Source organism: Tenacibaculum sp. 190524A02b, from assembly GCF_964036645.1.
Lineage (GTDB): Bacteria > Bacteroidota > Bacteroidia > Flavobacteriales > Flavobacteriaceae > Polaribacter > Polaribacter vairaonense.
Genome location: NZ_OZ038525.1, coordinates 45,482 through 71,254 on the forward strand (window position 1 = coordinate 45,482; position 25,773 = coordinate 71,254).

21 protein-coding genes and 1 riboswitch are annotated in these 25,773 nt (G+C 28.9%); of the genes, 14 read left to right on the forward strand and 7 right to left on the reverse strand.

The window, feature by feature from the left end; translation table 11 throughout:
* The first annotated feature begins 6 nt into the window (after positions 1-6).
* Complete coding sequence (locus tag ABNT65_RS00180) at positions 7-939, forward strand: 1-aminocyclopropane-1-carboxylate deaminase/D-cysteine desulfhydrase (protein ID WP_348737209.1); 933 nt, start codon at positions 7-9, stop codon at positions 937-939.
* A gap of 15 nt (positions 940-954) precedes the next feature.
* The gene (locus ABNT65_RS00185) at positions 955-1,755 is read left to right on the forward strand and encodes a glucosaminidase domain-containing protein (RefSeq protein ID WP_348737207.1); all 801 of its coding nucleotides are present in this window, start codon (positions 955-957) and stop codon (positions 1,753-1,755) included.
* A 46-nt stretch (positions 1,756-1,801) separates the two neighbouring features.
* On the opposite strand, the gene ABNT65_RS00190 is transcribed toward ABNT65_RS00185, so the two are convergent.
* Positions 1,802-2,917 (reverse strand): vWA domain-containing protein, encoded by a 1,116-nt coding sequence (locus ABNT65_RS00190; RefSeq protein ID WP_348737205.1) that lies wholly within the window; start codon positions 2,915-2,917, stop codon positions 1,802-1,804.
* Between the two features lie 25 nt (positions 2,918-2,942).
* Positions 2,943-3,644, reverse strand: coding sequence for an SIMPL domain-containing protein (locus ABNT65_RS00195; RefSeq protein WP_348737203.1), 702 nt, complete (start codon positions 3,642-3,644; stop codon positions 2,943-2,945).
* A gap of 224 nt (positions 3,645-3,868) precedes the next feature.
* Here ABNT65_RS00195 and ABNT65_RS00200 point away from each other — a divergent pair, with 224 nt between their 5' ends.
* Genes ABNT65_RS00200 through ABNT65_RS00210 form a run of 3 tightly spaced genes read left to right on the forward strand, consistent with a single transcriptional unit; the run spans position 3,869 to position 7,347 of the window.
* On the forward strand, positions 3,869-6,073 hold the full coding sequence (locus ABNT65_RS00200; RefSeq protein WP_348746818.1) for a histidine kinase: 2,205 nt from the start codon (positions 3,869-3,871) through the stop codon (positions 6,071-6,073).
* Positions 6,074-6,084: 11 nt separating this feature from the next.
* Positions 6,085-6,816 carry a LytTR family DNA-binding domain-containing protein gene (locus ABNT65_RS00205; protein ID WP_348702542.1) on the forward strand — a complete coding sequence of 244 codons (732 nt, stop codon included), beginning with the start codon at positions 6,085-6,087 and terminating at the stop codon, positions 6,814-6,816.
* A gap of 15 nt (positions 6,817-6,831) precedes the next feature.
* Positions 6,832-7,347: a gamma carbonic anhydrase family protein gene (locus tag ABNT65_RS00210; protein ID WP_348746819.1), complete on the forward strand. Its 516-nt coding sequence runs from the start codon at positions 6,832-6,834 to the stop codon at positions 7,345-7,347.
* An 18-nt stretch (positions 7,348-7,365) separates the two neighbouring features.
* Here ABNT65_RS00210 and ABNT65_RS00215 read toward each other — a convergent pair whose 3' ends face one another.
* The gene (locus tag ABNT65_RS00215; protein WP_348702540.1) at positions 7,366-8,070 is read right to left on the reverse strand and encodes a LytTR family DNA-binding domain-containing protein; all 705 of its coding nucleotides are present in this window, start codon (positions 8,068-8,070) and stop codon (positions 7,366-7,368) included.
* An 11-nt stretch (positions 8,071-8,081) separates the two neighbouring features.
* A complete protein-coding gene (locus ABNT65_RS00220; RefSeq protein ID WP_348702539.1) occupies positions 8,082-9,068 on the reverse strand; it encodes a sensor histidine kinase in 987 nt (328 codons plus the stop codon).
* Between the two features lie 201 nt (positions 9,069-9,269).
* Between ABNT65_RS00220 and ABNT65_RS00225 the strand changes: the two genes are divergently transcribed.
* From ABNT65_RS00225 to ABNT65_RS00235, 3 genes are read left to right on the forward strand one after another with little or no spacing between them, the layout of a single operon-like run.
* A complete protein-coding gene (locus ABNT65_RS00225) occupies positions 9,270-11,072 on the forward strand; it encodes a S41 family peptidase (RefSeq protein ID WP_348737194.1) in 1,803 nt (600 codons plus the stop codon).
* Positions 11,073-11,122: 50 nt separating this feature from the next.
* Entirely contained in the window at positions 11,123-12,166 is a 1,044-nt protein-coding gene (locus tag ABNT65_RS00230) for a T9SS type A sorting domain-containing protein (RefSeq protein ID WP_348746820.1), read from the forward strand.
* 3 nt (positions 12,167-12,169) lie between these two features.
* On the forward strand, positions 12,170-13,216 hold the full coding sequence (locus ABNT65_RS00235; RefSeq protein ID WP_348702536.1) for a M43 family zinc metalloprotease: 1,047 nt from the start codon (positions 12,170-12,172) through the stop codon (positions 13,214-13,216).
* Positions 13,217-13,350: 134 nt separating this feature from the next.
* On the opposite strand, the gene ABNT65_RS00240 is transcribed toward ABNT65_RS00235, so the two are convergent.
* Positions 13,351-14,523 (reverse strand): metallophosphoesterase, encoded by a 1,173-nt coding sequence (locus ABNT65_RS00240; RefSeq protein ID WP_348746821.1) that lies wholly within the window; start codon positions 14,521-14,523, stop codon positions 13,351-13,353.
* 211 nt (positions 14,524-14,734) lie between these two features.
* On the opposite strand from ABNT65_RS00240, the gene ABNT65_RS00245 reads away from it, so the two are divergent.
* Complete coding sequence (locus tag ABNT65_RS00245) at positions 14,735-15,556, forward strand: sensor histidine kinase (RefSeq protein WP_348746822.1); 822 nt, start codon at positions 14,735-14,737, stop codon at positions 15,554-15,556.
* The gene (locus tag ABNT65_RS00250) at positions 15,553-16,245 is read left to right on the forward strand and encodes a LytTR family DNA-binding domain-containing protein (RefSeq protein WP_348737185.1); all 693 of its coding nucleotides are present in this window, start codon (positions 15,553-15,555) and stop codon (positions 16,243-16,245) included. The genes ABNT65_RS00245 and ABNT65_RS00250 overlap by 4 nt, the downstream gene beginning before the upstream one ends.
* A 9-nt stretch (positions 16,246-16,254) precedes the next feature.
* Here ABNT65_RS00250 and ABNT65_RS00255 read toward each other — a convergent pair whose 3' ends face one another.
* Together ABNT65_RS00255 and ABNT65_RS00260 are read right to left on the reverse strand one after the other, a co-directional pair.
* Complete coding sequence (locus ABNT65_RS00255; protein WP_348746823.1) at positions 16,255-17,856, reverse strand: alpha/beta hydrolase; 1,602 nt, start codon at positions 17,854-17,856, stop codon at positions 16,255-16,257.
* A gap of 172 nt (positions 17,857-18,028) precedes the next feature.
* Positions 18,029-18,478, reverse strand: a complete 450-nt coding sequence (locus ABNT65_RS00260) for a hypothetical protein (RefSeq protein ID WP_348702531.1) — start codon at positions 18,476-18,478, stop codon at positions 18,029-18,031.
* 155 nt (positions 18,479-18,633) lie between these two features.
* On the opposite strand from ABNT65_RS00260, the gene ABNT65_RS00265 reads away from it, so the two are divergent.
* The 4 genes from ABNT65_RS00265 (at position 18,634) to thrA (ending at position 25,475) form a co-directional block, all read left to right on the forward strand.
* Positions 18,634-19,611, forward strand: a complete 978-nt coding sequence (locus ABNT65_RS00265) for an endonuclease/exonuclease/phosphatase family protein (RefSeq protein ID WP_348702530.1) — start codon at positions 18,634-18,636, stop codon at positions 19,609-19,611.
* A gap of 51 nt (positions 19,612-19,662) precedes the next feature.
* Positions 19,663-19,854, forward strand: coding sequence for a hypothetical protein (locus ABNT65_RS00270; protein ID WP_348737179.1), 192 nt, complete (start codon positions 19,663-19,665; stop codon positions 19,852-19,854).
* A gap of 657 nt (positions 19,855-20,511) precedes the next feature.
* A riboswitch (SAM riboswitch) is annotated at positions 20,512-20,631 on the forward strand.
* 131 nt (positions 20,632-20,762) lie between these two features.
* Positions 20,763-22,055 (forward strand): O-acetylhomoserine aminocarboxypropyltransferase/cysteine synthase family protein, encoded by a 1,293-nt coding sequence (locus ABNT65_RS00275; protein WP_348746824.1) that lies wholly within the window; start codon positions 20,763-20,765, stop codon positions 22,053-22,055.
* Positions 22,056-22,070: 15 nt separating this feature from the next.
* Positions 22,071-25,475, forward strand: a complete 3,405-nt coding sequence (gene thrA, locus ABNT65_RS00280; protein WP_348746825.1) for a bifunctional aspartate kinase/homoserine dehydrogenase I — start codon at positions 22,071-22,073, stop codon at positions 25,473-25,475.
* Positions 25,476-25,773 lie beyond the last annotated feature (298 nt).

Sequence of the window (25,773 nt, forward strand, 5' to 3'; positions counted from 1 at the left end):
TAATTTATGTTTGACATTATAGAAAATACCACCAACCAACAAGTTTTTCTTTCTGTTTTAAAAGAAAAAAAAGTAGAACTTTTTATAAAAAGAGAAGACACAATTCATCCGTTTGTTTCTGGAAATAAGTATAGAAAATTAAAATATAATATTGAAGAAGCAATACATCAGAAAAAACAAACGTTACTTACTTTTGGAGGAGCATTTTCAAATCACATAGCTGCAGTAGCTTCAGCAGGAAACTTATCTAAGTTAAAGACAATAGGAATTATTAGAGGAGAAGAACTTGCTAATAAATTAGATGAAGTTCTAGTAAAGAATGCTACGTTAAAACACGCTTATGAAAATGGAATGCATTTAAAATTTGTGAGTAGAGAAGATTACCGAAAAAAAGAAGAGAACATTTTTATAGAAGTTTTGAAAGAGGAGTTTGGTGATTTTTACCTAATCCCAGAAGGAGGAACTAATGAATTGGCTATTAGAGGTTGCAAAGAAATCTTACAACCTAAAGATGAAAAATTCGATTATATTTGTTGCGCAATAGGAACTGGTGGAACTATTTCAGGGATAATAAACTCGGTTAAAAACCATCAAAAAGTGATAGGATTTCCTGCGTTAAAAGGTGATTTTTTACAAAAAGAAATAGAAAGCCTTGCTAAAAGGAATGATAATTGGGAATTAACAAAAGAATATCATTTTGGAGGTTATGGAAAGTTTAATGAAGAATTGATACGTTTTATCAATCAATTTAAGAAAGAAACAAAAATTCCTTTAGATCCTATATATACTGGTAAAATGCTTTTTGGGATTATAGATATGGTTTCTAAAAATTCTTTTCCAGAAGGAAGTAAAATTTTAGCAATTCATACAGGAGGATTACAAGGAATAAAAGGCGCTAATGAGAAATTGAAAAATAAAGGAGAAATAGTAATAGAATAGCACTTTATAATAAAAATGAAGTTAAGAGTAGGTTTAATTATTGGTATCAGCACGCTTTTTTTAGCAAGTTGTGGATCAAGTAAAAAAGTAGTGGAAAGCCCTAGAAAAAAAGTAATTCTAGAGCGAGAAGATGAAAAAGCACCTGAGTTACCACAATTAGAACAAGTAACAAAAACTAGGAAAACTACTACGAACCATACCGTAGCGTATGTAGAGAAATTTGCACCAATTGCTGTACGTAAAATGTATGAGCATAATATACCTGCAAGTATTACTTTAGCCCAAGGAATTTTAGAGTCTGGAAGTGGAAGAAGCCCTCTTGCAATTCGTTCAAATAATCATTTTGGAATTAAATGTCATAGAGGCTGGCAAGGAAAAAGTGTAACTCATGATGACGATAGAAAAGGAGAATGTTTTAGGAAATACAAATATCCAGAAACCTCTTATGAAGATCATTCTAAGTTTTTAACTTCTCGTAAACGTTATGCCAGTTTATTTAAATTAAAACATACAGATTATAAAGGCTGGGCATATGGATTAAGGAGAGCTGGATACGCGACTGATAAAAGATACCCACAAAAATTAATAGGAATCATCAAAAAATATAATCTAACAAAATATGATTATATGAAACCTTCAAAAACTACACAACCTACTACACCAGTTAAAACAGTAGGGAATTATTACGAAGTTAAAAAAGGAGACACTTTATATTCTATAGCAAGAAAATTTCAAATAAGTGTTAAGCAAATAAAAGAAGTAAATGGCTTACGTGATAATACCATTAGCATTGGACAACATTTATTAATACAATAAAAAAAAGCGAAGACACAACCTTCGCTTTTCTGACAACTATTAAAAATTACCAAGAATAATTTTTCTTTTTGGCCTGTTTTTTAATCGCGTTAATCATCACACGATTAAGTTCATTATTCTTGGAATTTTCGTTTTGCTTTTTCAAAGCATATCTTTTTCTTTTTGTATTTAAATATTGAATTTTTTGTTGTATTACTTCACGTTCTTTACGTTTCTTTTCCACATACACTTCAATTTCTTTTTCCGATTTATTTTGTAATGTTTTTGGTAATTGTTTTTTCTTTAATTTTTTGTAATCAAACTTTTTATCCTTTGAAGCATCTACTAAGTCCCAAGAAGCATTACTATACATTTTTGAGCTTTTAGTAACAGCTCTTTTAACCGCAACCACTTCATCTAAAACTGTAGCATTGGCATCTTGCTTGGCTTGATTACTGTATTTAGAAGCACCTTTATTTCCATAATACAAATACGTTTTGTTTAGTTTTTTATTTAAAATAATAATGTCTTTATCATAAGGAGTAACCACATGTACAATCTTTTTATTATGATTAATCGTCATATAATCACCTTCGCCTAAATGAGCTCCTTCTTGCCAGCTACCTGAAATTCCTTGGTTATAATCTCCACAAAAAATAGTATTCACTGTAATTCCTTTTTCTTTAGCATCAATAATTGCATCTTTAAAATGAGTTTTTCCTTGTGTAAAAGGTTCATTTCCGGCAATAAAAATCATTTTTAAATCATCATTTTGTTTTCCCCATTCTAATTCGTCAATAGAAGTCTGAATAACTTCTCCACAATACTCTTTTCCTCCATTAGTATCTAAAGAAAATAAACGTTCGGAAATAGCATCTAAATCATTTGTAAAAGCCAACACTTTTCTAATAAATCCTTTTTTAATAGCTAAATCATCATTTCCATATTCATACAAGGCAATCTCTAAATTAGGAGATTCTCCTTTACATTTTGCATACGATAGTTCATTAACTATTTCCCACAATTGTGCTTTAGCTTGGTTAATGAGCCCATCCATACTATTACTTGTGTCTAATAATAAAGCCACTTTAATCATTGGTTTGCTAATTTTTTCAGCATCTGTAGCATTTACTGTTCCTATAAACAAGGAAGCTAATAAGAAATATATTGTATGTGTTTTCATAATTTTTTGATTTTAAGATTCTAGATTATTTAATTTCAAAAACCACATGAATGGTTGAAATCAGTTTTATATTTTCAAATTGGATTGTTCCTTTTTCAAAGCTTTTTATTTTGGAGATTCTAGAACTATATAAATTAGAATTTCCTACATAATTGATTTGAGCAAAATCTTGAAAATTTTGTTCCATTTCATTTACTTTAATTGGTTTTCCTGTTTTAGCATTAATAGCATTCAATAAATAATCTGCCTTTTCTTTAGCAGCTTTAATCGCATTAATCCTATTTTTCTTTCTATAGTCAGCTAAATTTGAATGGGTAGCTTTTATAATAGAAGCATCAGTAATTTTTAATTTCTCAAAAACCTTAAAAACCTCCTGTAGCTTATCTATTTGTTTTACTTTTAATAAATACTTACCAACAGAAAAACGTTCCGTTTTCCACCAGCTAGTTTTAGCAACTATGGAATTAATATCAGAGATGTATAATTCTTTTTCAGATATTCCAATAACATTCAATTCATTTTTTAAAGAGTTTTCTATCTTTTTTAAAGTGAGTTTTTCCCCGTTTTCCATTCTTTCCTGAAGACATACATCTATGTGTACTAAATTGGGAACTATTTCCATTTCGGCTTTACCATTTACGTCTATATAAGGATTAGGTTCTTTGTTTATTTGACTAAATAGATTTCCAGATAATAGAATGAATAGTAAAAAGTATAGGTTTTTCATAATTGTTTTTGATTTTTAATAGGGTAAAACTACAAGCAACTTTTTTCTTAAAAAATTAAGAATGAGGGAAACCCGTTTTTACATGAGTAAACAAAACATAGCATTGAGTGAGTGAGTAAAAATGAAGCTAAAAATTAGTCTTTTCAGTAAATCCCCATTTTTTTAATTGATTTTTTGATGATATGTTTACAGCATATTTTTAAATATATTTATACAAAAAGAAAATGTGGCAGAAAATACACGTATTATGTTTTGTTTTAATAACGCAATTAGTATGCGCGCAATATGACTATAATACACCTAGTAAAAAACGTAATATACAATTAGAAGTAATTGAAAAAGAAACAAACAAAGCAATAACCAATGCAGAAGTATCCGTAAATGGAAGTTATTTTTATGTTTCACCAGTAAAAGATAGGTACGAAATAAAAGCTAGAATAGGTGATGAGTTAACAGTACGTCACCCAGATTTTGAGACCGTGTATTATACTATAAGAAGCGGAGATAATATTCGTATTGAAGTAGAAAAACCTTATGAAAAACTCACACAAAAAATAAAAAGAAAGCGTTCTTCTTTCAATAAAAAAAAGATTTCTAAGCCAGATTTCTACAACCAATATTTAGATTCGGTTCGATTTTACGAGAAAAAAGACATTGAAAAAAGTATTGGTTTTGTAAGTAAAATGCTTAAAAGTAACTTGACAAAATCAAGAAAAGCAAATGTTTATGAAGTATTAGCAAACGTTTATTTTTACTGGAAACAATACGATTTAGCGGTAGAAAATTACCAGGCTTCCTTAAAAGAAAAAAATGAACCTATTGTAAGATTGCAACTCGCAAAAGCACAATATTTAGATGGTCAGTATAAAGAAAGTGAAAAGTCATACTTAAGGTGCAGAAAGCAAAAATTGACATTGTATGAAAGTATGTCGCTTTTTGAAGGGTTAGGAGATGTATACAAGAGTTTAAACCAGCTGTCCAAAGCTGAACTAAATTATAAATCAGCACTAATAATTGCAGAGAATAACCAGATAGAGGCTAAGGTTACCGATTTGAATTCTAAGTTAGCTGATCTTTATGCGAAATCTGGAGAAATAAAAAAAGCAGATTCTCTATATCAAAACTCGTTACAATTAGCCAATCAAGAAAATGTAGGAAAGTCTTTAAAGCAAGAAACCAAAGTAGCAGATTACTTTAATACATCACGTCGATTTGATGAAGAGATTGAGTTAAGAAAAGAAAGTTTAAAAAAAGCCAATGAAATAACTATAGAAACAGATGATAAAGAAAGCTTGGTAGACTCCATAACTTCTCAAAAAATTAATTATAAAATTGGATATGCTTATATGTTAAAAGAGGACTATCCAAATGCCATTGAATATTTAGAGAAAAGTGCAAAGGAAGCAGCAAAAAAAGAAGATTTAGAAGTCCAAAAACATGCAGTAAGGAAACTATCAGAAGTATATGCTAAGATTGGGGATAATGTAAAAGCGATGGATTCTTACAGGGAGTTTGTAAGTGTTGTAGATTCATTATATATCCGAAAAGAACAAGAAATTTATCAAGTAAAAAGATTAACAAAAAAGATTGCAGACAATCAAAATAGAATTGCCAGTTTAGAAAAAGATAAAGAATTGTCAGAAAGTAAAATTAATCTAGCTTATAAAGATCAACAGTTAGTACAAGAAAGCAATACACGGCAAGAAATAATTATTTATTCATTGCTAGCAAGTATCTTTTTAATAGTGCTATTGGTGTATTTTATGTATAAAAACATTCGCCAGCAAAAATTAGCTAATAATTTACTAGCATTAAAATCAATGCGTTCACAAATGAATCCACATTTTATTTTTAATGCTTTAAATTCAGTAAATAGTTTTATTGCCGTAAATGATGAAAGGAGTGCCAATAGATATTTATCAGAGTTCTCAGCGTTAATGCGATCGGTATTAGAAAACTCAGATGAGGATTTTATTCCGTTGTCAAAAGAAATAGAATTATTACAATTGTATGTTAAGTTAGAGCATAATCGTTTTCAAGATAAATTTGACTACACGATAATGGTAGATGAAAAAATACCATTAGAAGCGTATTCTATTCCACCAATGTTATTACAACCGTATATAGAAAATGCTATATGGCATGGATTGCGTTATAAGAAGGAGAAAGGAAAACTTCAGATAACAATGAACCAAATTAATGAACAAGAAATTAGTATTTGTATTGAAGATGACGGAGTAGGAAGAAAAAAATCGATGGAGATGAAAACCAAAAATCAGTTAAAACAAAAATCAAAAGGAATGAGTACAATCAAAAACAGAATTGATATTTTAAATGATATGTACCAAGATAAAGTAACAGTAAATGTAACGGATGCTATTGCAGACGGATCAGGAACAAAAGTTGTATTACAATTAAAAAGAGATTAAAAAGGAGCCATATGAAAATAAAAGCCATAATAGTAGAAGACGAAGCCATAAGTAGAGATATTTTAAGAAACTATTTATCAAAATATTGCCCTAATGTAGAATTAGTAGGAGAGGCAAGTAATATTGAAGAAGGTTACGCATTGATACAAAAACATGAGTTAGACTTGGTATTTTTAGATGTTGAAATGCCTTATGGAAATGCTTTTGACTTATTAGAAAAGGTAGAAAATAGGACTTTTGAAACTATTTTTGTAACTGCCTATGATCATTATGCAATAGAAGCTTTAAACAATCAGGCATCATACTATTTATTAAAACCTATTTCTATAGATGAGTTAATAAAAGCGGTAAACCATGTCACTGAAATAAAAGAGAAAGAAGTTCAGCTAGAAAACTCAGTATTGGCACCAACAGAAATTGTAAAGTCAGGAAAAATAACCATACCTCAACAAGACGGATTTGAGGTATTAGAAGTTAATGACATTCTTTTTTGCAAGGCAGATGATAATTACACAGAAATATACTTGAGTAATAGGAAAAAAGTAGTTAGTAAAACACTGAAACATTTTGAAAACATACTAGAAGAGTATGCGTTTGCAAGAGTACATAAATCCTATTTGGTAAACATAAATGCTGTAATCAAATACAAAAAAGGAAAAGGAGGTAGCATTGTATTGTTAAATGGACAAGAAATTATGGTGTCAGCAACTAAAAAAGCGAATCTTTTATCCTATTTTAAATAGATGAAAACTAAACACATGAAAATAATAAAACAAATAAGAGGAAAGTATCCACAAATACCAGAAGATTGTTATGTAGCAGAAAATGCGACGATTGTAGGTGAGGTAACTATGGGAAAAGAATGTAGTGTATGGTTTAATGCCGTTATTCGTGGAGATGTACACTACATAAAAATGGGAGATAAAGTAAATGTTCAAGACGGTGCAGTAATTCATGCAACCTATCAAAAATCACCAACTACTATAGGAAATAATGTATCTATAGGCCATAATGCAATTGTTCACGGTTGTACAATTCATGACAATGTATTAGTAGGTATGGGAAGTATTATTATGGATGATTGTGTTGTTGAATCTAATTCTATAATAGCTGCAGGAGCAGTAGTTACTAAAAATACTGTAGTAGAAAGCGGAAGCATTTATGCAGGTGTACCCGCTAAAAAAGTAAAAGATATTTCACAAGAACTTATTTCTGGAGAAATAGACAGAATAGCGAATAACTATGTAAAGTATGCAAGCTGGTTTCAGGAGTAAAAGTGAAAAAGAATCTAACTACAATTTATTTTTATCTAAAAAATCTTTAATGTTATTTCGGTAACTACTTCCTACAGGAATTTCAGAGCTATTAATTAAAACACATTTTCCATTATATTGAATAATCTTTCTTAGTGGGATAATATATGATTTATGAACTCTAATAAAATCTTTAGAAGCTAGTAAGTTTTCTAAAGATTTTAATGTTTTTAAAACTACGTGAAAATTTTTACCACATACAATTTTAACATAATCTTTCATTCCTTCAATATAATCTATTTCTTCGGTGAATACTTTAACATATTCATCACCGTCTTTTATAAAAAAAGAGCCTAAAGATAAAGAAGAAATATTAGTATTACTGGAATTAAGACTAGACTCATAACGATTAATAGCTTTTGTAAATCGCTTAAAGGAGACAGGTTTTAATAAATAATCAACAACATCTAAATCAAAACATTCAACAGCGTAGTGACTATAAGAGGTAACTAGAATAAACTTAATAGATTTATTTTTACATAAGTTAATTATATCTAAACCAGAAATGAAAGACATTTCAATATCGCTAAAAACTATATCTATAGTATTGTTTTTTAAGTAATCTAAAGCAGGTAAGGGATCAGTAAATGTTTTTAAAACCTTGTAATTTGGAAATTTATCTAAATATAATTGAATAACATCAATGGCTAATTGTTCGTCATCAATAATAATTACTTTATGCATATTAAAATTAATTAATCTAGTTCTATAATTAAATGTATAAAAAACCTATTTGAGGTATTTTCTATTTTTAGAATATGTTTTTTAGGATAGGTTAATTTTAGCCGATTTTTAATGTTGGTTAAGCCTTTCCCCTTTCTATTTACTATAGTTTTATTACTGTTAGTACTGTTTTCAACAGTAAAACTAAGAATATTATCATCAGTAAATAAATTAATTATGATATAAGAGTTTTTGTTACTTAGATGATCTCCATGTTTAAAAGCATTTTCTACAAAAGGAATTAAAGTAAATGGCTCTATAAGTATAAAGTCTATATTTCCTGAGAATGTGAACGTAATATTAGTATTGTTTCCAAACCTTACCTCTTCCAAGTCAATGTATTCATTTATAAATTTTAATTCTCTGGATAACTTCACTTTAGTTAAAGTTAAATCATCTGTTAAATAACGCATCATTCCAGAGAGCTTTAAAATAGTATCAGATGTTTTAGGGTTATTTTGAATAGACATGCTATACAATGAATTGAAGGCATTGTATAAGAAATGAGGGTTAAATTGTTGTCTTAATAATTGTTGTTGAGAAGATTTTAAAGAGTTAATCAAAGCCTGTTTTTTGTTGTTAGTTAATGCATTAATAGAGTAAACAATTAAAAAAAATAAAAATGATTTACCAATAAAGAGTAAAAAATGAGGAAATAAATTTAACCAATATATACCTTCAAAATTTTGATTACTATTTACTATTCTATACTCCTTTAAAAAGGCTAACAAGAATAAGGAGCTTAAAGATAAAATTATGCAGAGAAAAAGAGAATTCTTATTAGATTTTCTAAAAGCATAATAATTGGTTATATAAGCAATGGTTAAGGCGATTAAGCTTTCAAAAGAATCACTGGTAATTGCTTTTAAAAAACTTTTATGATAAAAATTAAGTATAGACCAACTACCAATTATCAAGCAAAGAACAATATGTAAACTCAAGTTAATTTTCTTTGTCATTATAAATACATTTAATGAAAGTAAATCTATATAATAATCTATTGTTAATATCGGAAATAACAACAAGGTTGTCGATGATTCTCCTAAGTAAATCTAATAGTTTTTTTTAGAAAGCTTAGGTAAACTACGTTTGCTTACGTAAATGTAAAAAATTAAAGGAGTAAAATGAGTAAGCTGAAGTTATATCATACATGTATAATTATGTTATTAAGTATAGTAACATATTCGCAAAGTCTAGATTTTAAAAAGTCACCATTTACAGGAGTAAAATGGAGTGAAAACTCACCAATAATAAGATATAATAAAAAATGGTACTTATTAAAAACTATAGATGGTTTTACTCAAGAAGAACTTATTAAGTTATGTAAGGAGAATTTTGGGGGTAAATGGAAAAAAAGATTTTCGGAAGATTTAGTTTATGTATTGTTTTATGGAAAAAAACATGTGGTAAAAAAACATGTTGAGCTAAAGTTACAGGATAAAGGGAAGTTATTTAAAGTTAGTGCAAAGCTAACTAAAGAAAATAGAGAGTTTGTAAAATTATATAATAAGAAATTTAATTTACCTCCTCAAAAAATAAGCTCAAAACAAGCTTTAGAAGATATAAATGAGTTTGAAAGAATTTTAAAAACAAAATCATCTTATATTCAGTTAATAAATTTTAATTATAGTGAAAAGTTAGATGTTTTAAGAAGTTTTTTATCGCAAAAAAAAGAAACAATAGATGTTAATTATTTGACAAATGAATTAGCAAAGATTCTAGCAGAAATAGGAGATAGGCATGCTTCAGTAAAAAATGATTTAAAAAATAAAAAAAATCATGCAACTTACGGGTTAAGGTTACCTTTTGGGATAACAGTTTTAAATGATAAATTAATAGCTGTAAAAGAAAAAAATAACCAATATGAGTTATTGCATAAAAAATACCCTTATATACAAAGTGTTAATAAGGTAAGTATTGAAAGTTATTTAGAGAATTATGCATATAAACATAAAAAAGCACCCAAAGAATCAAAACTTAAAAGAGCAGCAGAGAGTATTCAAAGAATAGGGAAGTTATATTTTGAAAATAATATAAATATAGAAGATACTATTTCAGTTACTTTTCATGATGATCAAGGAAATGTAAAAAAAGAGAATTATAAGTTAAGTAAAAAGAAACAAGGGTATAAATCCAGAACAGCAAGTAATTTTAGGAAAAACTATAACAATTTAGAATCTAATAAGTATAAAAAGCTGGATACACTGCTTGGGGAAAATATTGGTTATATAGCAATTCCTAGGATGAAAAACTTAAAAAGAGAAAAAAAATATAAAGAGTATCTACATAATGTTATTGGTAACTTTAGTAATACTAAGGCTTTAATTTTGGATTTAAGAAATAATCCTGGAGGACGTAGGGATGTTTTAAATTTATTGGGAGAGTATTTCATACCAAAGGATAAATCACCTTGGGTAGCAAATATAGCTTATGTTAGAACTGATAGTGTATTTGAAGATTATAAATCGATGGATAATAGATATCTGTTTAGATATGGATCTAAAAGGTTTAATGAAAAAGATAGAGAAGCAATAAACTCTTTTAATAATAACTTTACCCCTTATGTAAAAGCAGATGAATCTAAGTTTACAGAGCCGTACTATATGATTTTAAAAAGCAGAAAAGAATTTTATAAAGGAATAGTTTACATTTTAGTAGATGAAAAAACCTTTAGTGCGGCTTCTGTTTTTGCAGCTTCTTTAAAAGGACTCCCAAATGTTAAAATTGTAGGAAATACTACAGATGGCTCCAGTGGAAAGTCTCAGAAGTTTTATTTAACAAATTCACAAATAAGAGTTAAAGTTTCTACAATGATTTCTTATCAAAGAAATGGAAAAACATTAGATGGTAATGGTACACAACCAGATGTTTTCTTGCCAAAATCTTTAGAACAATTATTAAAGCTAGAAGATATTCAATTAGATTTTTTAGTTAAAATAATATCAAAAAAAGGTAGGGTTTAATTTATAAAGATTGTTTTAGTAAGGCAATTGAAACTTTAAATGAAAAACATATGAAACGAATTTATTTAGTATTAATTTTTTTAGTTTTTGGTATAAAACTAAAAGCACAATCAGAGTTAGTGGTTGGAAACCTTAAAAGCCCAATGAGCCTAGATGTAAAAAACAATCGATTACTTGTTTTAGAGATTGATGATACAGGAAAAAAAGGCAACGTTATTAAAATAGATTTAGTAAATGGTAGTAAAGAAACTATTGTAAATAATATAGAGGAAGCTACTGTTGTGAAATGGTATAAGGAAGAATTTATTATTGTACAAGACCATATGGTAAGTTTATATGATAAAGATGGTAAATTTAAATTTAGAATAGCTCATGGGGCTAGTGTAGGTGATATAGTTTTGTTAGAGGATATAATGTATTATTCTGATAGAGCGGGAAAAAAAATTTATAAAGTAGACTTAACAAAAGGACCATTAGCTCTTATAGATAGAAAAGAGGTTATCGGTAATCTTGATTCTCCTACTAGTCTTGCTATAAATGGAAATGAGCTGTATTTTGTTGAAGAAGGGAGTAATGTAGTATCAAAATTAAACTTAGCTGAAGAGTTTCCTTCTAAGAAAAAAGTTTTTGATGGCATACCACATAGAGGAGCTATTGAAACAATTGATAATGTTTTGTATATAGGAGGCTTAGCTAGTAATAAAATATTAAAAGTTGATTTAACCCAAAGTAGTTTGGTAGGAGAGGATTATGTATCTGGAATAGCAGGTCCTTTATCATTAATTTCTGAAGAAGATTACTTGTACTACATAGAGTTTAGTGCAGGGAAAGTATTTAAGATAAAAAAAGCGGAAGTACTTAGTACAGAAACCTATGTTGTAAAAAAAATATTAACTCCATATCCTAATCCTACTACAACATATTTAAATTTTTCTAATGAGTTTTTAGGAAAAAAAATGACAATTCATAATGTATTAGGACAAGTTGTAATAACTAAAAATAAACTAAACAATAAGATAAGTGTAAGTAAATTACAAAATGGCACTTATTTTGTTAAAGTAGGTAATCAGTTAACTAAGTTTATTAAAAACTAAAAAATGAAAGAAGTAAAAAAAATAGTTGTAGGGGTTGTAGCAGCCTTAGTTTTTATTAGTTGTTCTAATGAAGAGTTAATATTAGGCAATAATAATCAAGAAAACATAAAAGAAGTAGAAAGTGGATTTAATGCTACATTTAAAATACCTGTAGTAGTACATTTAACTAGTGTAAATAATAACTTCTTGTCAGATAATGAAGTAAAAGAAATAATACATAATATAAATGTGTATTATAATGCAAAGAATTCAAGTTTGAATGATGTATTTGAACCGTTTCAATCAATTATTGGAAATCCAAATATTGAATTTATATTGGCAAAACGCAATCCAGTAGGAGGGGTTACCAATGGTATTACAAGGACTGTATCAAGTAAAGCAGTGATATCTGGAACTAATGAATCACAAAGTTATATAGAGTTAATAGAATCAATCAGGAATGCACATGGAAAATGGGATGGCGATAAATATTTAAATATTTTTATAGCTAATGAAATACCTGGTTATGGTAGGGTATTTGGTAATGAAGCAGAAAAAGAATTTGGTTATGAAGTATTACCGCCACACAATTCTTTTTTAGTAGAAACCAATGAATTTGACAAAAAATCTATGATTACAGGTGTTTTTTCAGAGGCGAGTTTAGGTACACCAATTAAGATAACAAATACCTTAATACATGAAATTGGACACTGGTTAGGACTTAAACATACTTATGGTTATAACTCTCCACAAACAGAAGAAGGAGCTAGGATAAGAGAAAAATTAATTAATGATAATTATGATCCTAATAATACATTTTATAAAGTAGGAGATGATGGTATTGATGATACACCATGGACTTGTGTGGTAACAGATGATGTTACTTTTAAATTATTTGATACATATGTGAATGTTGAGAATATTATGGGAAAAACAAAAACTATAGAGAAAAAAATGTTTACAATAGGTCAAGTAGCAGCAATGCATAAAGTATTGCAAGGTGAAAAAGGAGGAAGAAATAATATATGGAGTGATGATAATTTAAAAGAAACCGGGGTGAAGACTCATTAGTCTTTGTTAAATTTCTTTAATTAGAAAGCAACCTCTAAAGCATTTAATGCTATAGGGGTTGTTTTCATTTATGAATATTAAAAAAACAAACTAACAAAAGCCCAAAACAAGTAAATAAATACAGCTACCATAATTTATAATTTAATTTGTTTCCCCGAATGTAAAATCCTATAAGCTTTATTGTTTTTTATAAGTAACCCTTCTGAATTTTTTGCAGGCCAATACTTATTATAATCTTTAGGGTGTTTAACATCAATAGCAAATACTTTTCCGTTGAATAATTTATTGACTTTACGTTGTATAGTATGTCCAACAACTACAGCCTTAGCATTAAATTTAGCCAAGCTGGAATTAATTTGTTGCTCAGATAAATTTTCTTTAAAATATCCTCGATACCAAGCAATTCCTGTTTTAGTAGAAGTAAGAAATTGCCTAATATCTTTATTCGGTTTTGGAAAGTAAGTCAAATGATATCTAGAACGTATTAACTTATTAATGGTATTTAAATCAACAGAATAGTTTACAATATCAGGGTGAATACCACCATGAACAAAAAGATATCCATTAACCATTTCTACAGTGTTTTTACTAAGTAGCCATTTTCCTAATAAAGATTTAGAGTTATAAAAGTCAAGTTGTTGCTTTTCTAAAATAGCAGCTGTAGCTTTGTACTTATAAGCTGCCGATTTGTAATTTCCTTGCAAATTTTTAAGTTCATGATTACCTAATATAAGATGAACTTTTCCGCCCAACCTTTCTGCTTCTTGTTCTAGTTTATATATGAACCAAAGTGTTTGCGTTACAGAAAAACCTCTATCAACAAAGTCACCAACTAATACTAAATGCCCTTTGCCAAAAGTCCATTTCAATTGAGAATTTATAACTCCATTAGCAATTAAAAAATCACGGAAAGCTTTATAGCTGCCTTCAATATCTGAAACAGCTATAATAGATTCGTTATCATTATAAATACTTTTAGGAGTAGTAAAATGAGTATTCAAATTAAATTGAAATTGACTTTGATCTAGAATAAAATGAGAAGCAACAGAAGTTGTTTCATTAGTAGAATGGATAGAGCGATCTACATAAAACCCTTTATCCTTATTTCCTTTAATGTAGTTAACTGATAAAGTACTATCGTTTTCAAAAAATACATAAGGCCCTTCATTATTCAAATCCTTCATTAAAGGATTACTAGAATACCCAATACTACCATTTAAGTACACCAAAATACAAACTCCAAAAACTAATAAAACCACTATGGTACCTAAAACATTTTTTAAATAAGTAAGAATACGTTTTTTCATAATTATAAAATCATTGTGTTATATAGCTCAAAAGTATTGGAGTAGTTTTCTAAAGAAAAAAAAGAGGGATATAAGTAGTTACTTTAGGGATGTAAAACTATTTTTGGGTTGATAATCCCGTTCAAAATAAAAAAGAGCTATTTTATATACAAGAAAAGGTAGTTGGTCACTACTATTATTTAGCTTAAAAACTTGACTATATTTTTGAAATATGATAGATTGGATAAAAGTAAATAAAAAGCAAATACTAAAAATATTAATAATAGTATCAATAGCAGTACCATTGTTATGGTTAGCTTATGAGATTATTATATTAGATAAAGATTCAGTAGTTTTATTTGCTAACTCTCCCGTTATATTTAGTATTATTACCATCATTTATTATCTGTTATTACTAATTTGGGGAATACTATGGTTAGTAAAACAAGTATATTTAGCCATAGATTTAAAAAACGAATTAAAGAAGAACGAATTATTACATCTTAACAGCCAGGTAAATCCACATTTCTTTTTCAATACTTTAAATAATTTATATGGTTTAGTAGGTAAAGATGCTAAACAAGCACAACAGTTAATATTAAAGTTATCAGAGATGATGCGCTATAGTATTTATGAAGGAGAAAAAGGACTGGTGAATTTAGAAGATGAAGTAATTTATATAGAAAATTATATTACACTTCATAAAATGCGTTATTTTAAAAAAATACAAGTAAGTTTTCAAAAAAACTTAAATAAAACAACGCATAAAATAATGCCTTTAATATTTATAAACCTTGTAGAAAACGCATTTAAACATGGGGTAGAAAATTTAAGAACAGAAGCATTTGTAAAAATAGCAATAACTTCAAATGATAAAAAAGTACTATTTAAAATAGAAAACAATTTTGATGAAGAAGAACTACCAGAAAAAAAAGGAATTGGGATTAAAAACTTAAAAAGAAGATTAGAATTAATGTACCCTAAAAAACATGAGTTAATTACTTTAGTAGAAGGAAATGTATTCAAAGCAACATTAGAAATAGAAATGAAATGAGGTATTTAATAGTAGATGACGAACATATAGCTCATGATATTATAAAAGGATATTGTGAGGTTTTACCAAACTTTCAATTTGTAAAAAGTTGTTACGATGCTATTGAGGCATTAACTTTCTTAAAAGCTAATCATGTAGATATCGTTTTTTTAGATTTAAATATGCCTAAACTAAAAGGGTTTGAATTTTTAAGAACACTAAATAATCCACCTAATGTAATTGTAACTACAGCGTATAAAGAGTTTGCTTTAGAAGGTTATGAATTAAATATAGTAGACTATTTATTAAAACCATTTAGTTTAGAACGTTTTTTAAAAGCCATTAATAAAATTGAAAAGCCTATACAGAAAAAGCTGACTCATTTTAAAGATGAAAAATTAGAAGAAACAATATTTCTAAAATCTAATGGAAAACATATACAAATTAAAACTTCTGAAATATTATTTATAGAATCAGTAGGTAATTATTGTAAAGTAAATACAGAATCACAAACCATAGTGATAAGAGAAAAGCTTTCAGACTTTAATAAAATGCTTTCTAACACCCTGTTTTTACAAGTTCATAAATCCTTTATTATAGCTAAAAAACATATTGAAGCCATAGAAGGAAATAGAGTTCATATAAGAGAACACATAATACCAGTAGGGAGAACCTATAAAATTAATCTTCAGAAGATACTTGAAAATTAGGAATGGAAATTAATTTTCAGTAGTTCCAATTAAAGAAATTAATCCATTAGCTAATGTTCCTCTCCAATTAACATAGCTATGTCCACCCTTAAATTCATAATAAGTTACTTTATAACCTTTAACCTCAAGAATATCTCTAAATTGCCTGTTCATACCTAACATAGAAGCACCTGCATCATAAAGCCCAACATCCATATAGAATTTTATAGGAAGTTTTTTATTTTTTTTATAAGCCTCAGTAAGTTTGCCATTATCTTTAGGGTAAATCCAGTGATTTTCATCCTTTGTTCCTTTGATCCAATAAGAACCAGATTGAGAAAGGACATTACCAATAACATCAGAATAACGCAAGGCTATATAGCTAGCAGCAAAACCACCTCTACTATAACCAGCAACAATAATTTTGTTAGCTTTAGTACCAATATTATATTTTAAACGAGCCCAAGGAATAAGTTCTTTAGCAATAAAATCACCAAATTTTTCACTAATTAAGTCTTTACTTCTTTTTCCCATAGACCAAACCATAATAGTAACAGTAGGAGTTATTTTATTTTCAGACATTAAATTATCCATAATAACAGGTGTTGGGATTCTTGAATTACGGTTAGGTCTACCTCCATAAGACTCTCCATCAAAAATAATGAGTAAATTATGAGGCTTTTTAACATCATAATTAGCGGGAATATGAATAGATATTTTTCGTATTTCATTTAAAAAAGTACTCTCTAAAGAAGTAACTAATAAAGTCCCTTCATTAACACTTTTCCTTTTTGTAACATAAGACTGCTTAGGTGCATTAGGCATTTCAAGGAAACCATCATAAGCATGTTCAACATTTCTATATACAATTTCATTATTGGGGCCTGCTTTGTGAAGATTAAAATAATTGAAACCATAATTAAAACGAGCATCTTTAGGAACTCTTTGAGTAACATAAAAAAGTTTAGTATTAGCAAGTCTTTGAAAGCGCAAACCTAAAAAATCTGGACCACCACTCAACATCACGTATTCTACATTTTTATTAGGAATACAAAAATATGTAACCAACATATCAGTATTGTTTCCATCAATAGGTTCAATAATATGCTTTTCTTTATGTTTTGAAACGAAAGAAGTTATTGCATTATTATCTTTTAAAGAAGCCTCCCAGAGCTTATAAAGAGTAACAGTTGGGATTTCTCTTTTTAAGATACGTTTTCTATTATTTTCTAAGCTTAAAATCTCTTTAACTTTTATAGTATATCTACCTTTTTTAGAACTCTCTTCAAGTGAACGTATCACAAGTTTGTATTTACCAAATATATTAGAAGTAATATCAAAAGGCTCAATTCCATTTGCTCCATTAGGACTATCAATTTGTCTAAGGAACTTTCCATCAGGAGTGTAAATATCAATAACAAGATCTATTCCGTTTTGTATTACATTTCCAATAACAGCCATTCCATTTTTTAAATCAATAAAATAAATATGCTTTTCTAAAGAAGTAATTGTACGTTCCTTACTAAAGCCATTAACTAATGACCTTTCATTATTGGTTTGAGTAAAGGAAGAGGGAATTATTAAAAATAAAAAAAGAGGTAAAAATAAATACTGTATAAGTAAAGATTTCATAATTTAAAAATATAACTAATGGTTAGATGAGTAAATGTATGTAATTGCAAAAGAAATAAATGTTAAAGTTTAAGTAAGGGTATATAAATAAAAAGCCCGGTTCAACTATTAAAACCGAGCTTTCTTTCTAAAAACTAATGCATAGGTAAACCAACCTATCTACTACTATTATCTAACTTTTTCTATCGTTATCTCTATTTCTATCTTTTTTCATTTTTCTTTTTCCTTTTCTCTTCATTTTATGCATTTTTCTGTTAGCCATTTTTTCAAAACGTTCATACTGCTTTTCATCCAAAATACGTTTCATATCAGCTTTAAAAGCTATCTGTTTATCTAGTTTAGCATTCATCATTGCATAACGCTCGTCTGCTGTAGGCTTTTGCCCTTTTTCTTTTAAAGCCTTTCTTTTAGCTCTCATAGCTTGTCTTTCTTCCATTTGTTTAGCAAGCAAGGGCTTAATTCGACTTTGTTGAGCAGGAGTTAAATCTAACTTAAGCGTCATTTTTTTTACTGCTAATTCAGTTTGTTGTGCTACTGACATGCGTTCTCTTTTTTCCTTCTGAGCCGTTGCAGAAAAAGAAAAACATAAAACAAAAATTAAAATACCTATTACTTTTTTCATTTGAGTTTAAATTTTAATTACACATCTAAGACCTTACATTCATAAAAAGGTTTAATTTTGAAACAAACATTAACAAAATTTTAAATTTTTAATTTAAAAGCCTAGCAAACTATAGGTATTTAAATAATAACCCATTAGAAATAAGTAAAAAGTACATGAAAAATAGCATCAACCTTCTTTTAAAAATAATAATAGCAGTAGTAGTAGCGTCAATAGTATTCTTTTTTTGGGCATCGTCAGCAACTTTAAATAAAGAAACATATGCAACACTACTAACAAATGAGTATAAAAGCAAGGTAGATAACGATTCTATATATAGTATTGTAACTTATAATATTGGATACTTGAGTGGTATGACCAATAACAGAGCGGTAGAGAAAACCAAAGAGTTATTTGATACTAATTTAAACACAGTAATAACACAAGTTCAAAAAACAAATCCTGACATTATTGCATTTCAGGAAATAGATTATAATGCCGCGAGGTCGTATGAAGTAAACCAAGAAGAAGAAATAGCCAAGCTTGGTTACAATTATGTAGCAAGAGGAATTAATTGGGACGAGCGTTATTTACCTTTTCCATATTGGCCACCAAGTATGCATTTTGGAAAAGTAGTGTCAGGGCAATCTATATTGAGTAAATACCCATTAAAAGATTATGAGCGAATTGTATTAGAAAGAGTAGAAGACAGCCCATTTTATAGAGATGCATTTTATTTAGAAAGGTTGTTACAAGTAGCTAAAGTAGCTATAGAAGGTAAAGAAGTAGTTGTATTAAATACTCACTTAGAAGCATTTGATAAAAAAACACGAGTAAAACAATTAAATAAGGTGATAGGTGTATTTAAAAAATATGCCAAAAGCTATCCAACCATTTTATTGGGTGATTTTAATAGCGACCCAAAATATAAAGAACCAGCCATTCAAAAAGTATTTGATTTACCCAATATAGGAAATGCAGCTTACTCAAATAACAATTACGAATTAACTTTTGATACCGAGAAGCCATTTGAACGTTTAGATTATATTTTTTATACAAAAAACACCATTGAATATGTTAGTGGAAATGTATTAAAAGAATTTGGAAAAGCTTCAGATCATTTACCAGTAGAAATGAAATTCAAACTAAAGTAATATCTTTAAATAAAGAGGAAGAATAAGCTAAGTAAAAATTAATAAAGCACTATGAAAAACACATATGAACAATTAAATATAGAATACACAGAAACAAGGGAAGTAAGTTTACAAATTAAAATAGCAACTATTTTTTTAGCGTTGATTTTTGCTCTAATTCCATTGGCAGAACTTGTTTATGAATTTGACTATAATCACATAATAACCTATTTTTGGTATGGATGTGGTTTCGGGGCACATTAATTTTGTTTGAAGATCATTTTGTAGATGAAAATCTATCTTATCCACGTCATTCCGAACGCATTTTAAGGAGTGAAGGAATCTTTTAAGTAAGAAGAAGTATAGCTAATTAAAAATTCAAAACTCCTGATTCAAAATTATGAAAAACACATACGGACAATTAAATATAAAATCCACAGAAACAACAAAAGTATCTCCATTTTTGAAACTAGTATCAATAATATTGATACTAATATTTTTATCAGTACCATTATCACAAATAACTCCAGATTTTCTTTCCTGTTATTGTGTTAATTTACTTCCTCAGGGTTCATGTAGTTTTGGTGGTAATAATTGCTTTTGTTTTTAAATTAAGTATGAGTATCTTATTACTTTTAGGAACTACTGTTGTTTTAATAGTAGTTTTAAATTATTTATATTTTTGGTTAGTAAAAAGGTTTGGAACCTATAAATACTTCAAAATAATGGCATTTACATTGTTGTTTGTGTTATTTACTATAGGGATATTTTTGCTACCATTTTTGTTTCTTAATACCCTTTTTTATATTCTATAAAAGAGTGGTTTAAAACAAAATTTCAAAAAAAACTAACATAAAGTTTGGATATTAAAAATTAAATTTAAAATATTTGTACTCGTAAAAGTTCAAACACTTATTGACGATGTTATCAAGAAAGGTGGAGGGATTAGACCCTGTGAAACCTTAGCAACCCTTTGTAAAAGCAAAGAAGGTGCTAAATTCTACCAAAATGTTATATAATAACAATGAGGATAGATAACCAAAAAGAGTTTCTATTAAAAACTACAGAAACACTTAAAATTTCTTAATAACATTTTTCTAGTAAGCAACATCTAAAAGTAGATGTGTTTTTGACTTTTGGTTTAATTATTTATTAACTCAAAAACAAGAAAAATGAGTACACAAAAATTCGCAACAAACGCGTTGCACGCAGGACACGATGTAAAACAAACAGGAGGAACAAGAGCAGTACCTATCTATCAAACTACCTCGTATGTATTTAACAATGCAGAACATGCAGCAAATCTATTTTCTTTAAAAGAATTAGGATTTATTTATACCCGTTTAAACAATCCAACCAATCAAATATTACAAGAAAGATTGGCCGCATTAGAAGGAGGAATAGGAGCTGTAGTATTTGCATCAGGAACGGCAGCAATTTCAACAGGGCTACTAACACTATTAAAAGCAGGAGACCATATTGTAGCATCAAGTAGTCTATATGGAGGAACTTACAATCTATTAAACGTAACACTCCCAAGATTAGGTATAACAACTACTTTTGTAGACGCTTCTAATCCAGATAACTTTGCAGACGCAGTGCAGGAAAATACAAGAGCCTTTTTTGTAGAATCATTAGGGAACCCAAAACTAGACGTATTAGATTTACAAGCAATATCAGCACACGCTAAAAAAGCAGAAGTACCATTTATTGTAGATAATACTGTAGCAACACCAGCTTTGTTAAACCCTATTGAACACGGAGCCAACATTGTAATTCACTCACTAACAAAATACATTGGCGGACAAGGAAACTCTTTAGGAGGAGTCATTGTAGATGCAGGAACATTTAATTGGGCTAATGGTAAATTTCCAGAATTTACTGAGCCATCGGCAGGATATCACGGATTAGTATATCATGAAGCTTTAGGAGCAGCTTCTTATACCTTCAAATTAATTTTAGAAGGATTAAGAGATTTTGGAGGAGCATTAAGTCCTACCAATGCATTCCAAATTATTCAAGGATTAGAAACCTTAGAAGTAAGAATCCAAAAACATAGTGAAAATGCTTTAGCATTAGCCAAGTGGTTAGAAGCTAGAGAAGAAGTGGCTTGGGTTAACTATCCAGGATTAGAAAGTAGCAAATACAAAACATTAGCAGATAAATACCTGCCTAAAGGACAAAGTGGTATTGTAACCTTTGGAGCAAAAGGAGGTTATGAAGCAGCAAAAGCCATTGCAGATAATACTAAGTTATTCTCACTATTAGCAAATATAGGAGATACAAAATCTTTAATAATACACCCGTCAAGCACAACACACCAACAATTAGATGAAGCACAACAAGCAAGTACGGGAGTAACAAAAGACTTAATTCGTTTATCAGTAGGTATTGAAAATGTTGAAGATTTAAAAGCAGATATAGAAGCAGCATTTGCAGCAATACCAAAAGAAGTATTAGTATAAAACCATACTAAAAACATGAACTTTAATAAAGAGTTAAAACACCTAACTATTACTAGTTATATTACAGAAAGTGGTGCTCAGTTTTCTAATTTACCGTTAAGTTATCAGTTGTTTGGTAAAAAACTGGGTACTGCACCTGTAATACTTATAAACCATGCATTAACAGGTAATAGTAATGTAGCCGGAGAAGACGGATGGTGGAAAGATGTAATAGGAAAAAACAAAGTAATAAGTACCAAAGAGTATACAATACTTAGTTTCAATATTCCGGGAAATGGATATGACGACTTTTTAATAGATGATTACAAAAGTTTTATAGCCCGTGATATTGCAAAAATTTTTCTACAAGGTTTAAAACAACTTAAAATAGAAAAACTATTTGCATTAATAGGAGGCTCTTTAGGAGGAGGAATAGCATGGGAAATGGCAATAATACAACCAAAAATCACCCAGCACTTTATTCCTGTAGCAACAGACTGGAAGTCTACCGATTGGTTAATAGCCAATTGCCAAATCCAAGAACAATTCTTAGTAAACTCAAGCAATCCAGTTCATGATGCCCGTATGCATGCAATGCTATGTTATCGTACACCAGAATCATTTAAAAAACGTTTCCAGCGCTCTAAAAATGAAGAATTACAAATATTTAATGTAGAAAGCTGGCTATTGCATCACGGTAAAAAATTACAAGAACGCTACCAATTAGCATCGTATAAATTAATGAATCAATTGTTAAAAACAATAGATGCAACAAATGGTAGAGAAGGAGAGGAAGTACTAGAAAGCATTGAAGCAGACATACATATTATAGGAGTAGATTCAGATTTGTTTTTTACAGCAGAAGAAAACAGAGAAACACACAAACAATTAGCATCAAAACATGCAAACGTAACCTATAACGAGATCAATTCAGATCACGGACATGATGCATTTCTAATAGAATACGAGCAACTAGAAAAAATTATTGAACCCATATTCAATAAAAACACAAGAAATAAAAAAATGAAAGTTTTAAAGTTTGGAGGAAAATCCTTGTCAAATGATGGAATAAATAAGGTAATTTCTATCATAGAACAAAAGGTTAATGAAGGTGAAAAAATTGCTGTAGTTGTTTCAGCTAGAGGAAACGCAACAGACAATCTAGAAGAAATCTTAAAAAAAGCAGCTAAAAATGAAGTATACACAGAGCAATTAGAGGCTTTTAAATATGAGCAATCTAAAATAACACCAATGGTAGATTTCTCTCCTGAATTCTCTCGTTTAGAAAAACTATTCGAAGGAATAAGTTTATTAGGAGATTATAGTCAAAAAATAAAAGATGAGGTATTAGCACAAGGAGAATTATTAGCTATAAAAACAGTCTCTGAATTATTGCAACAAAAAGGTATTGACGCCAATGCAACAGATGCAAGAGAATTATTAAAAACAGATGAAAGCTTTGGAAACGCGCAACCAATAATTGATGTTTCAAAAGAAAATGTAGTACAGTATTTTAAAAAGAATAATGGAACTACAGTGAATGTAGTTACAGGGTTTATAGCGTCAAGTTTAAAAAATGAAACAACTACATTAGGAAGAAACGGAAGTAATTACACAGCCTCATTATTAGCTAACTATTTAGATGCAGGAGAATTGCAAAACTATACACATGTTAATGGAATTTTTACAGCAAATCCGGATTTAGTACCAGATGCAAAAAAAATAGAAGAACTATCCTTTTCAGAAGCCAATGAGTTAGCAAACTTTGGCGCTAATATTTTACATGCAAAAACCATAATTCCTTTACTAGAAAAAAACATAAACCTTAGAATATTAAATACATTCAATCCAAACGATAAAGGAACTTTAATAACAGCTAAGTCAACTTCTAAAGGAATTAAATCCTTATCGGTATTAGATAATGTGGCATTAATTAATTTTGAAGGAAGAGGATTGCTAGGTAAAGTAGGAGTAGATGCCAGAATCTTTAGAGCATTAAGTAATAAAGATATAAGTGTAAGTATAATATCACAAGGTTCATCTGAAAGAGGGATCGGATTAGTAGTAAACAAAGAAAAAGCAGAAGCAGCAGTAAAAGCTCTAAAACAAGAATTCGAAAAAGATGTATATACCAAAGATGTTAATCAAATATCTATTATAGATGATGTTTCAGTAATTTCTATAATTGGACAAAACCTAAGTGAGTTCCACCACCCATACAATGCCTTAATAAAAAACCAAATAACACCTTTATTATTTAATAATACCATAACAGGAAAAAATGTAAGTTTAATTGTAAAAAAAGAGCAATTACACAAAGCAATAAATGTAATTCATGGTCAAGTATTTGGAGTAGCTAAAAAAATAAACATAGCCATTTTTGGGAAAGGATTAGTAGGAGGTACATTAATAGATCAAATATTAGACAGCACAAAAAATATTTTAGAAAGAAGAAAAATACAACTAAATGTTTTTGCTATAGCTAATTCTAAAAAAGTACTTTTAACAAAAGAAGGAGCCAACAACAACTGGGAAAAAAGTTTAGAAAACACTCAAGTAAACAAAGAAATAATAACAAGTGTTATAAACTTTGCTAAAACACATCATTTAGAAAATTTAATAGCAGTTGATAATACAGCCAGTCAAGAATTCACTCAAAATTACATACCTTTAGTAGAAGCAGGATTCGATTTAGTATCATCCAATAAAATAGCAAATACAGTATCGTTTGAGTTTTACAAAAAATTACGTAAAACATTAGAAGATAATAATAAAAGTTATTTATATGAAACCAATGTAGGAGCAGGATTACCATTAATAGATACCATTAAACTATTACATGATTCAGGAGAAAACATAACAAGGATAAGAGGCGTTTTCTCAGGAACATTAAGTTATATATTTAATAGGTTTTCTGAAGAAGAAGTTTCATTTTCATCAGTATTACAACAAGCCATAGATAATGGATATACTGAACCAGATCCAAGAGAAGATTTATGCGGAAATGATGTAGCTAGAAAGCTATTAATTTTAGCAAGAGAATTAGACTTAGAAAATGAGTTTGAAGACATAGCTATAGAAAATTTAATACCAAAAGAATATAGAGAAGTTCCTTTAATAGACTTTTTAGAAAATATAAATAAATTAGATCAGCACTTTAAAGAGACAAAAGAAAGTCAAGAAGAAGAGCATGTATTGCGTTATATAGGAGATTTACATGGCGATTTACAACAAAGCAAAGGAGAATTAGATGTAAAATTAGTATCAGTACCTAAAAGCTCACCATTAGGAAGCTTAAAAGGATCCGATGCCATTTTTGAAATCTATACAGAATCTTACGGAGAGCAACCTATAGTAATTCAAGGTGCTGGAGCAGGAGCACAAGTTACAGCAAGAGGCGTATTTGGAGATATATTACGTTTGGCCAAAAACCATAATTAAACAATAATAATTTAAGAAAAGCTAAACAATACAGAGGTAAAGTATATCGCTGCATTATGAGTATACAACAAGGCATGAGGAGTTGGTAACACGGTAAGAGGAACGAGTAACAAGGTATGAGGAGTTTGTAACATAGCAAGAGGAATGAGCAACAAGGCATGAGGAGTTAGTAACACAGCAAGAGGAAAGAGTAACAAGGCATGAGGAGTTTGTAACATAGCAAGAGGAATGAGCAACAAGGCATGAGGAGTTAGTAACACAGCAAGAGGAACGAGTAACAAGGTATGAGGAGTTTGTA

Coding starts and splice junctions, on each gene's coding strand:
- ABNT65_RS00180 (WP_348737209.1), top strand. CDS start 7: ATGTTTGACATTATAGAAAATACCACCAACCAACAAGTTTTTCTTTCT.
- ABNT65_RS00185 (WP_348737207.1), top strand. CDS start 955: ATGAAGTTAAGAGTAGGTTTAATTATTGGTATCAGCACGCTTTTTTTA.
- ABNT65_RS00190 (WP_348737205.1), bottom strand. CDS start 2,917: ATGAAAACACATACAATATATTTCTTATTAGCTTCCTTGTTTATAGGA.
- ABNT65_RS00195 (WP_348737203.1), bottom strand. CDS start 3,644: ATGAAAAACCTATACTTTTTACTATTCATTCTATTATCTGGAAATCTA.
- ABNT65_RS00200 (WP_348746818.1), top strand. CDS start 3,869: ATGTGGCAGAAAATACACGTATTATGTTTTGTTTTAATAACGCAATTA.
- ABNT65_RS00205 (WP_348702542.1), top strand. CDS start 6,085: ATGAAAATAAAAGCCATAATAGTAGAAGACGAAGCCATAAGTAGAGAT.
- ABNT65_RS00210 (WP_348746819.1), top strand. CDS start 6,832: ATGAAAATAATAAAACAAATAAGAGGAAAGTATCCACAAATACCAGAA.
- ABNT65_RS00215 (WP_348702540.1), bottom strand. CDS start 8,070: ATGCATAAAGTAATTATTATTGATGACGAACAATTAGCCATTGATGTT.
- ABNT65_RS00220 (WP_348702539.1), bottom strand. CDS start 9,068: ATGACAAAGAAAATTAACTTGAGTTTACATATTGTTCTTTGCTTGATA.
- ABNT65_RS00225 (WP_348737194.1), top strand. CDS start 9,270: ATGTTATTAAGTATAGTAACATATTCGCAAAGTCTAGATTTTAAAAAG.
- ABNT65_RS00230 (WP_348746820.1), top strand. CDS start 11,123: ATGAAACGAATTTATTTAGTATTAATTTTTTTAGTTTTTGGTATAAAA.
- ABNT65_RS00235 (WP_348702536.1), top strand. CDS start 12,170: ATGAAAGAAGTAAAAAAAATAGTTGTAGGGGTTGTAGCAGCCTTAGTT.
- ABNT65_RS00240 (WP_348746821.1), bottom strand. CDS start 14,523: ATGAAAAAACGTATTCTTACTTATTTAAAAAATGTTTTAGGTACCATA.
- ABNT65_RS00245 (WP_348746822.1), top strand. CDS start 14,735: ATGATAGATTGGATAAAAGTAAATAAAAAGCAAATACTAAAAATATTA.
- ABNT65_RS00250 (WP_348737185.1), top strand. CDS start 15,553: ATGAGGTATTTAATAGTAGATGACGAACATATAGCTCATGATATTATA.
- ABNT65_RS00255 (WP_348746823.1), bottom strand. CDS start 17,856: ATGAAATCTTTACTTATACAGTATTTATTTTTACCTCTTTTTTTATTT.
- ABNT65_RS00260 (WP_348702531.1), bottom strand. CDS start 18,478: ATGAAAAAAGTAATAGGTATTTTAATTTTTGTTTTATGTTTTTCTTTT.
- ABNT65_RS00265 (WP_348702530.1), top strand. CDS start 18,634: ATGAAAAATAGCATCAACCTTCTTTTAAAAATAATAATAGCAGTAGTA.
- ABNT65_RS00270 (WP_348737179.1), top strand. CDS start 19,663: ATGAAAAACACATATGAACAATTAAATATAGAATACACAGAAACAAGG.
- ABNT65_RS00275 (WP_348746824.1), top strand. CDS start 20,763: ATGAGTACACAAAAATTCGCAACAAACGCGTTGCACGCAGGACACGAT.
- thrA (WP_348746825.1), top strand. CDS start 22,071: ATGAACTTTAATAAAGAGTTAAAACACCTAACTATTACTAGTTATATT.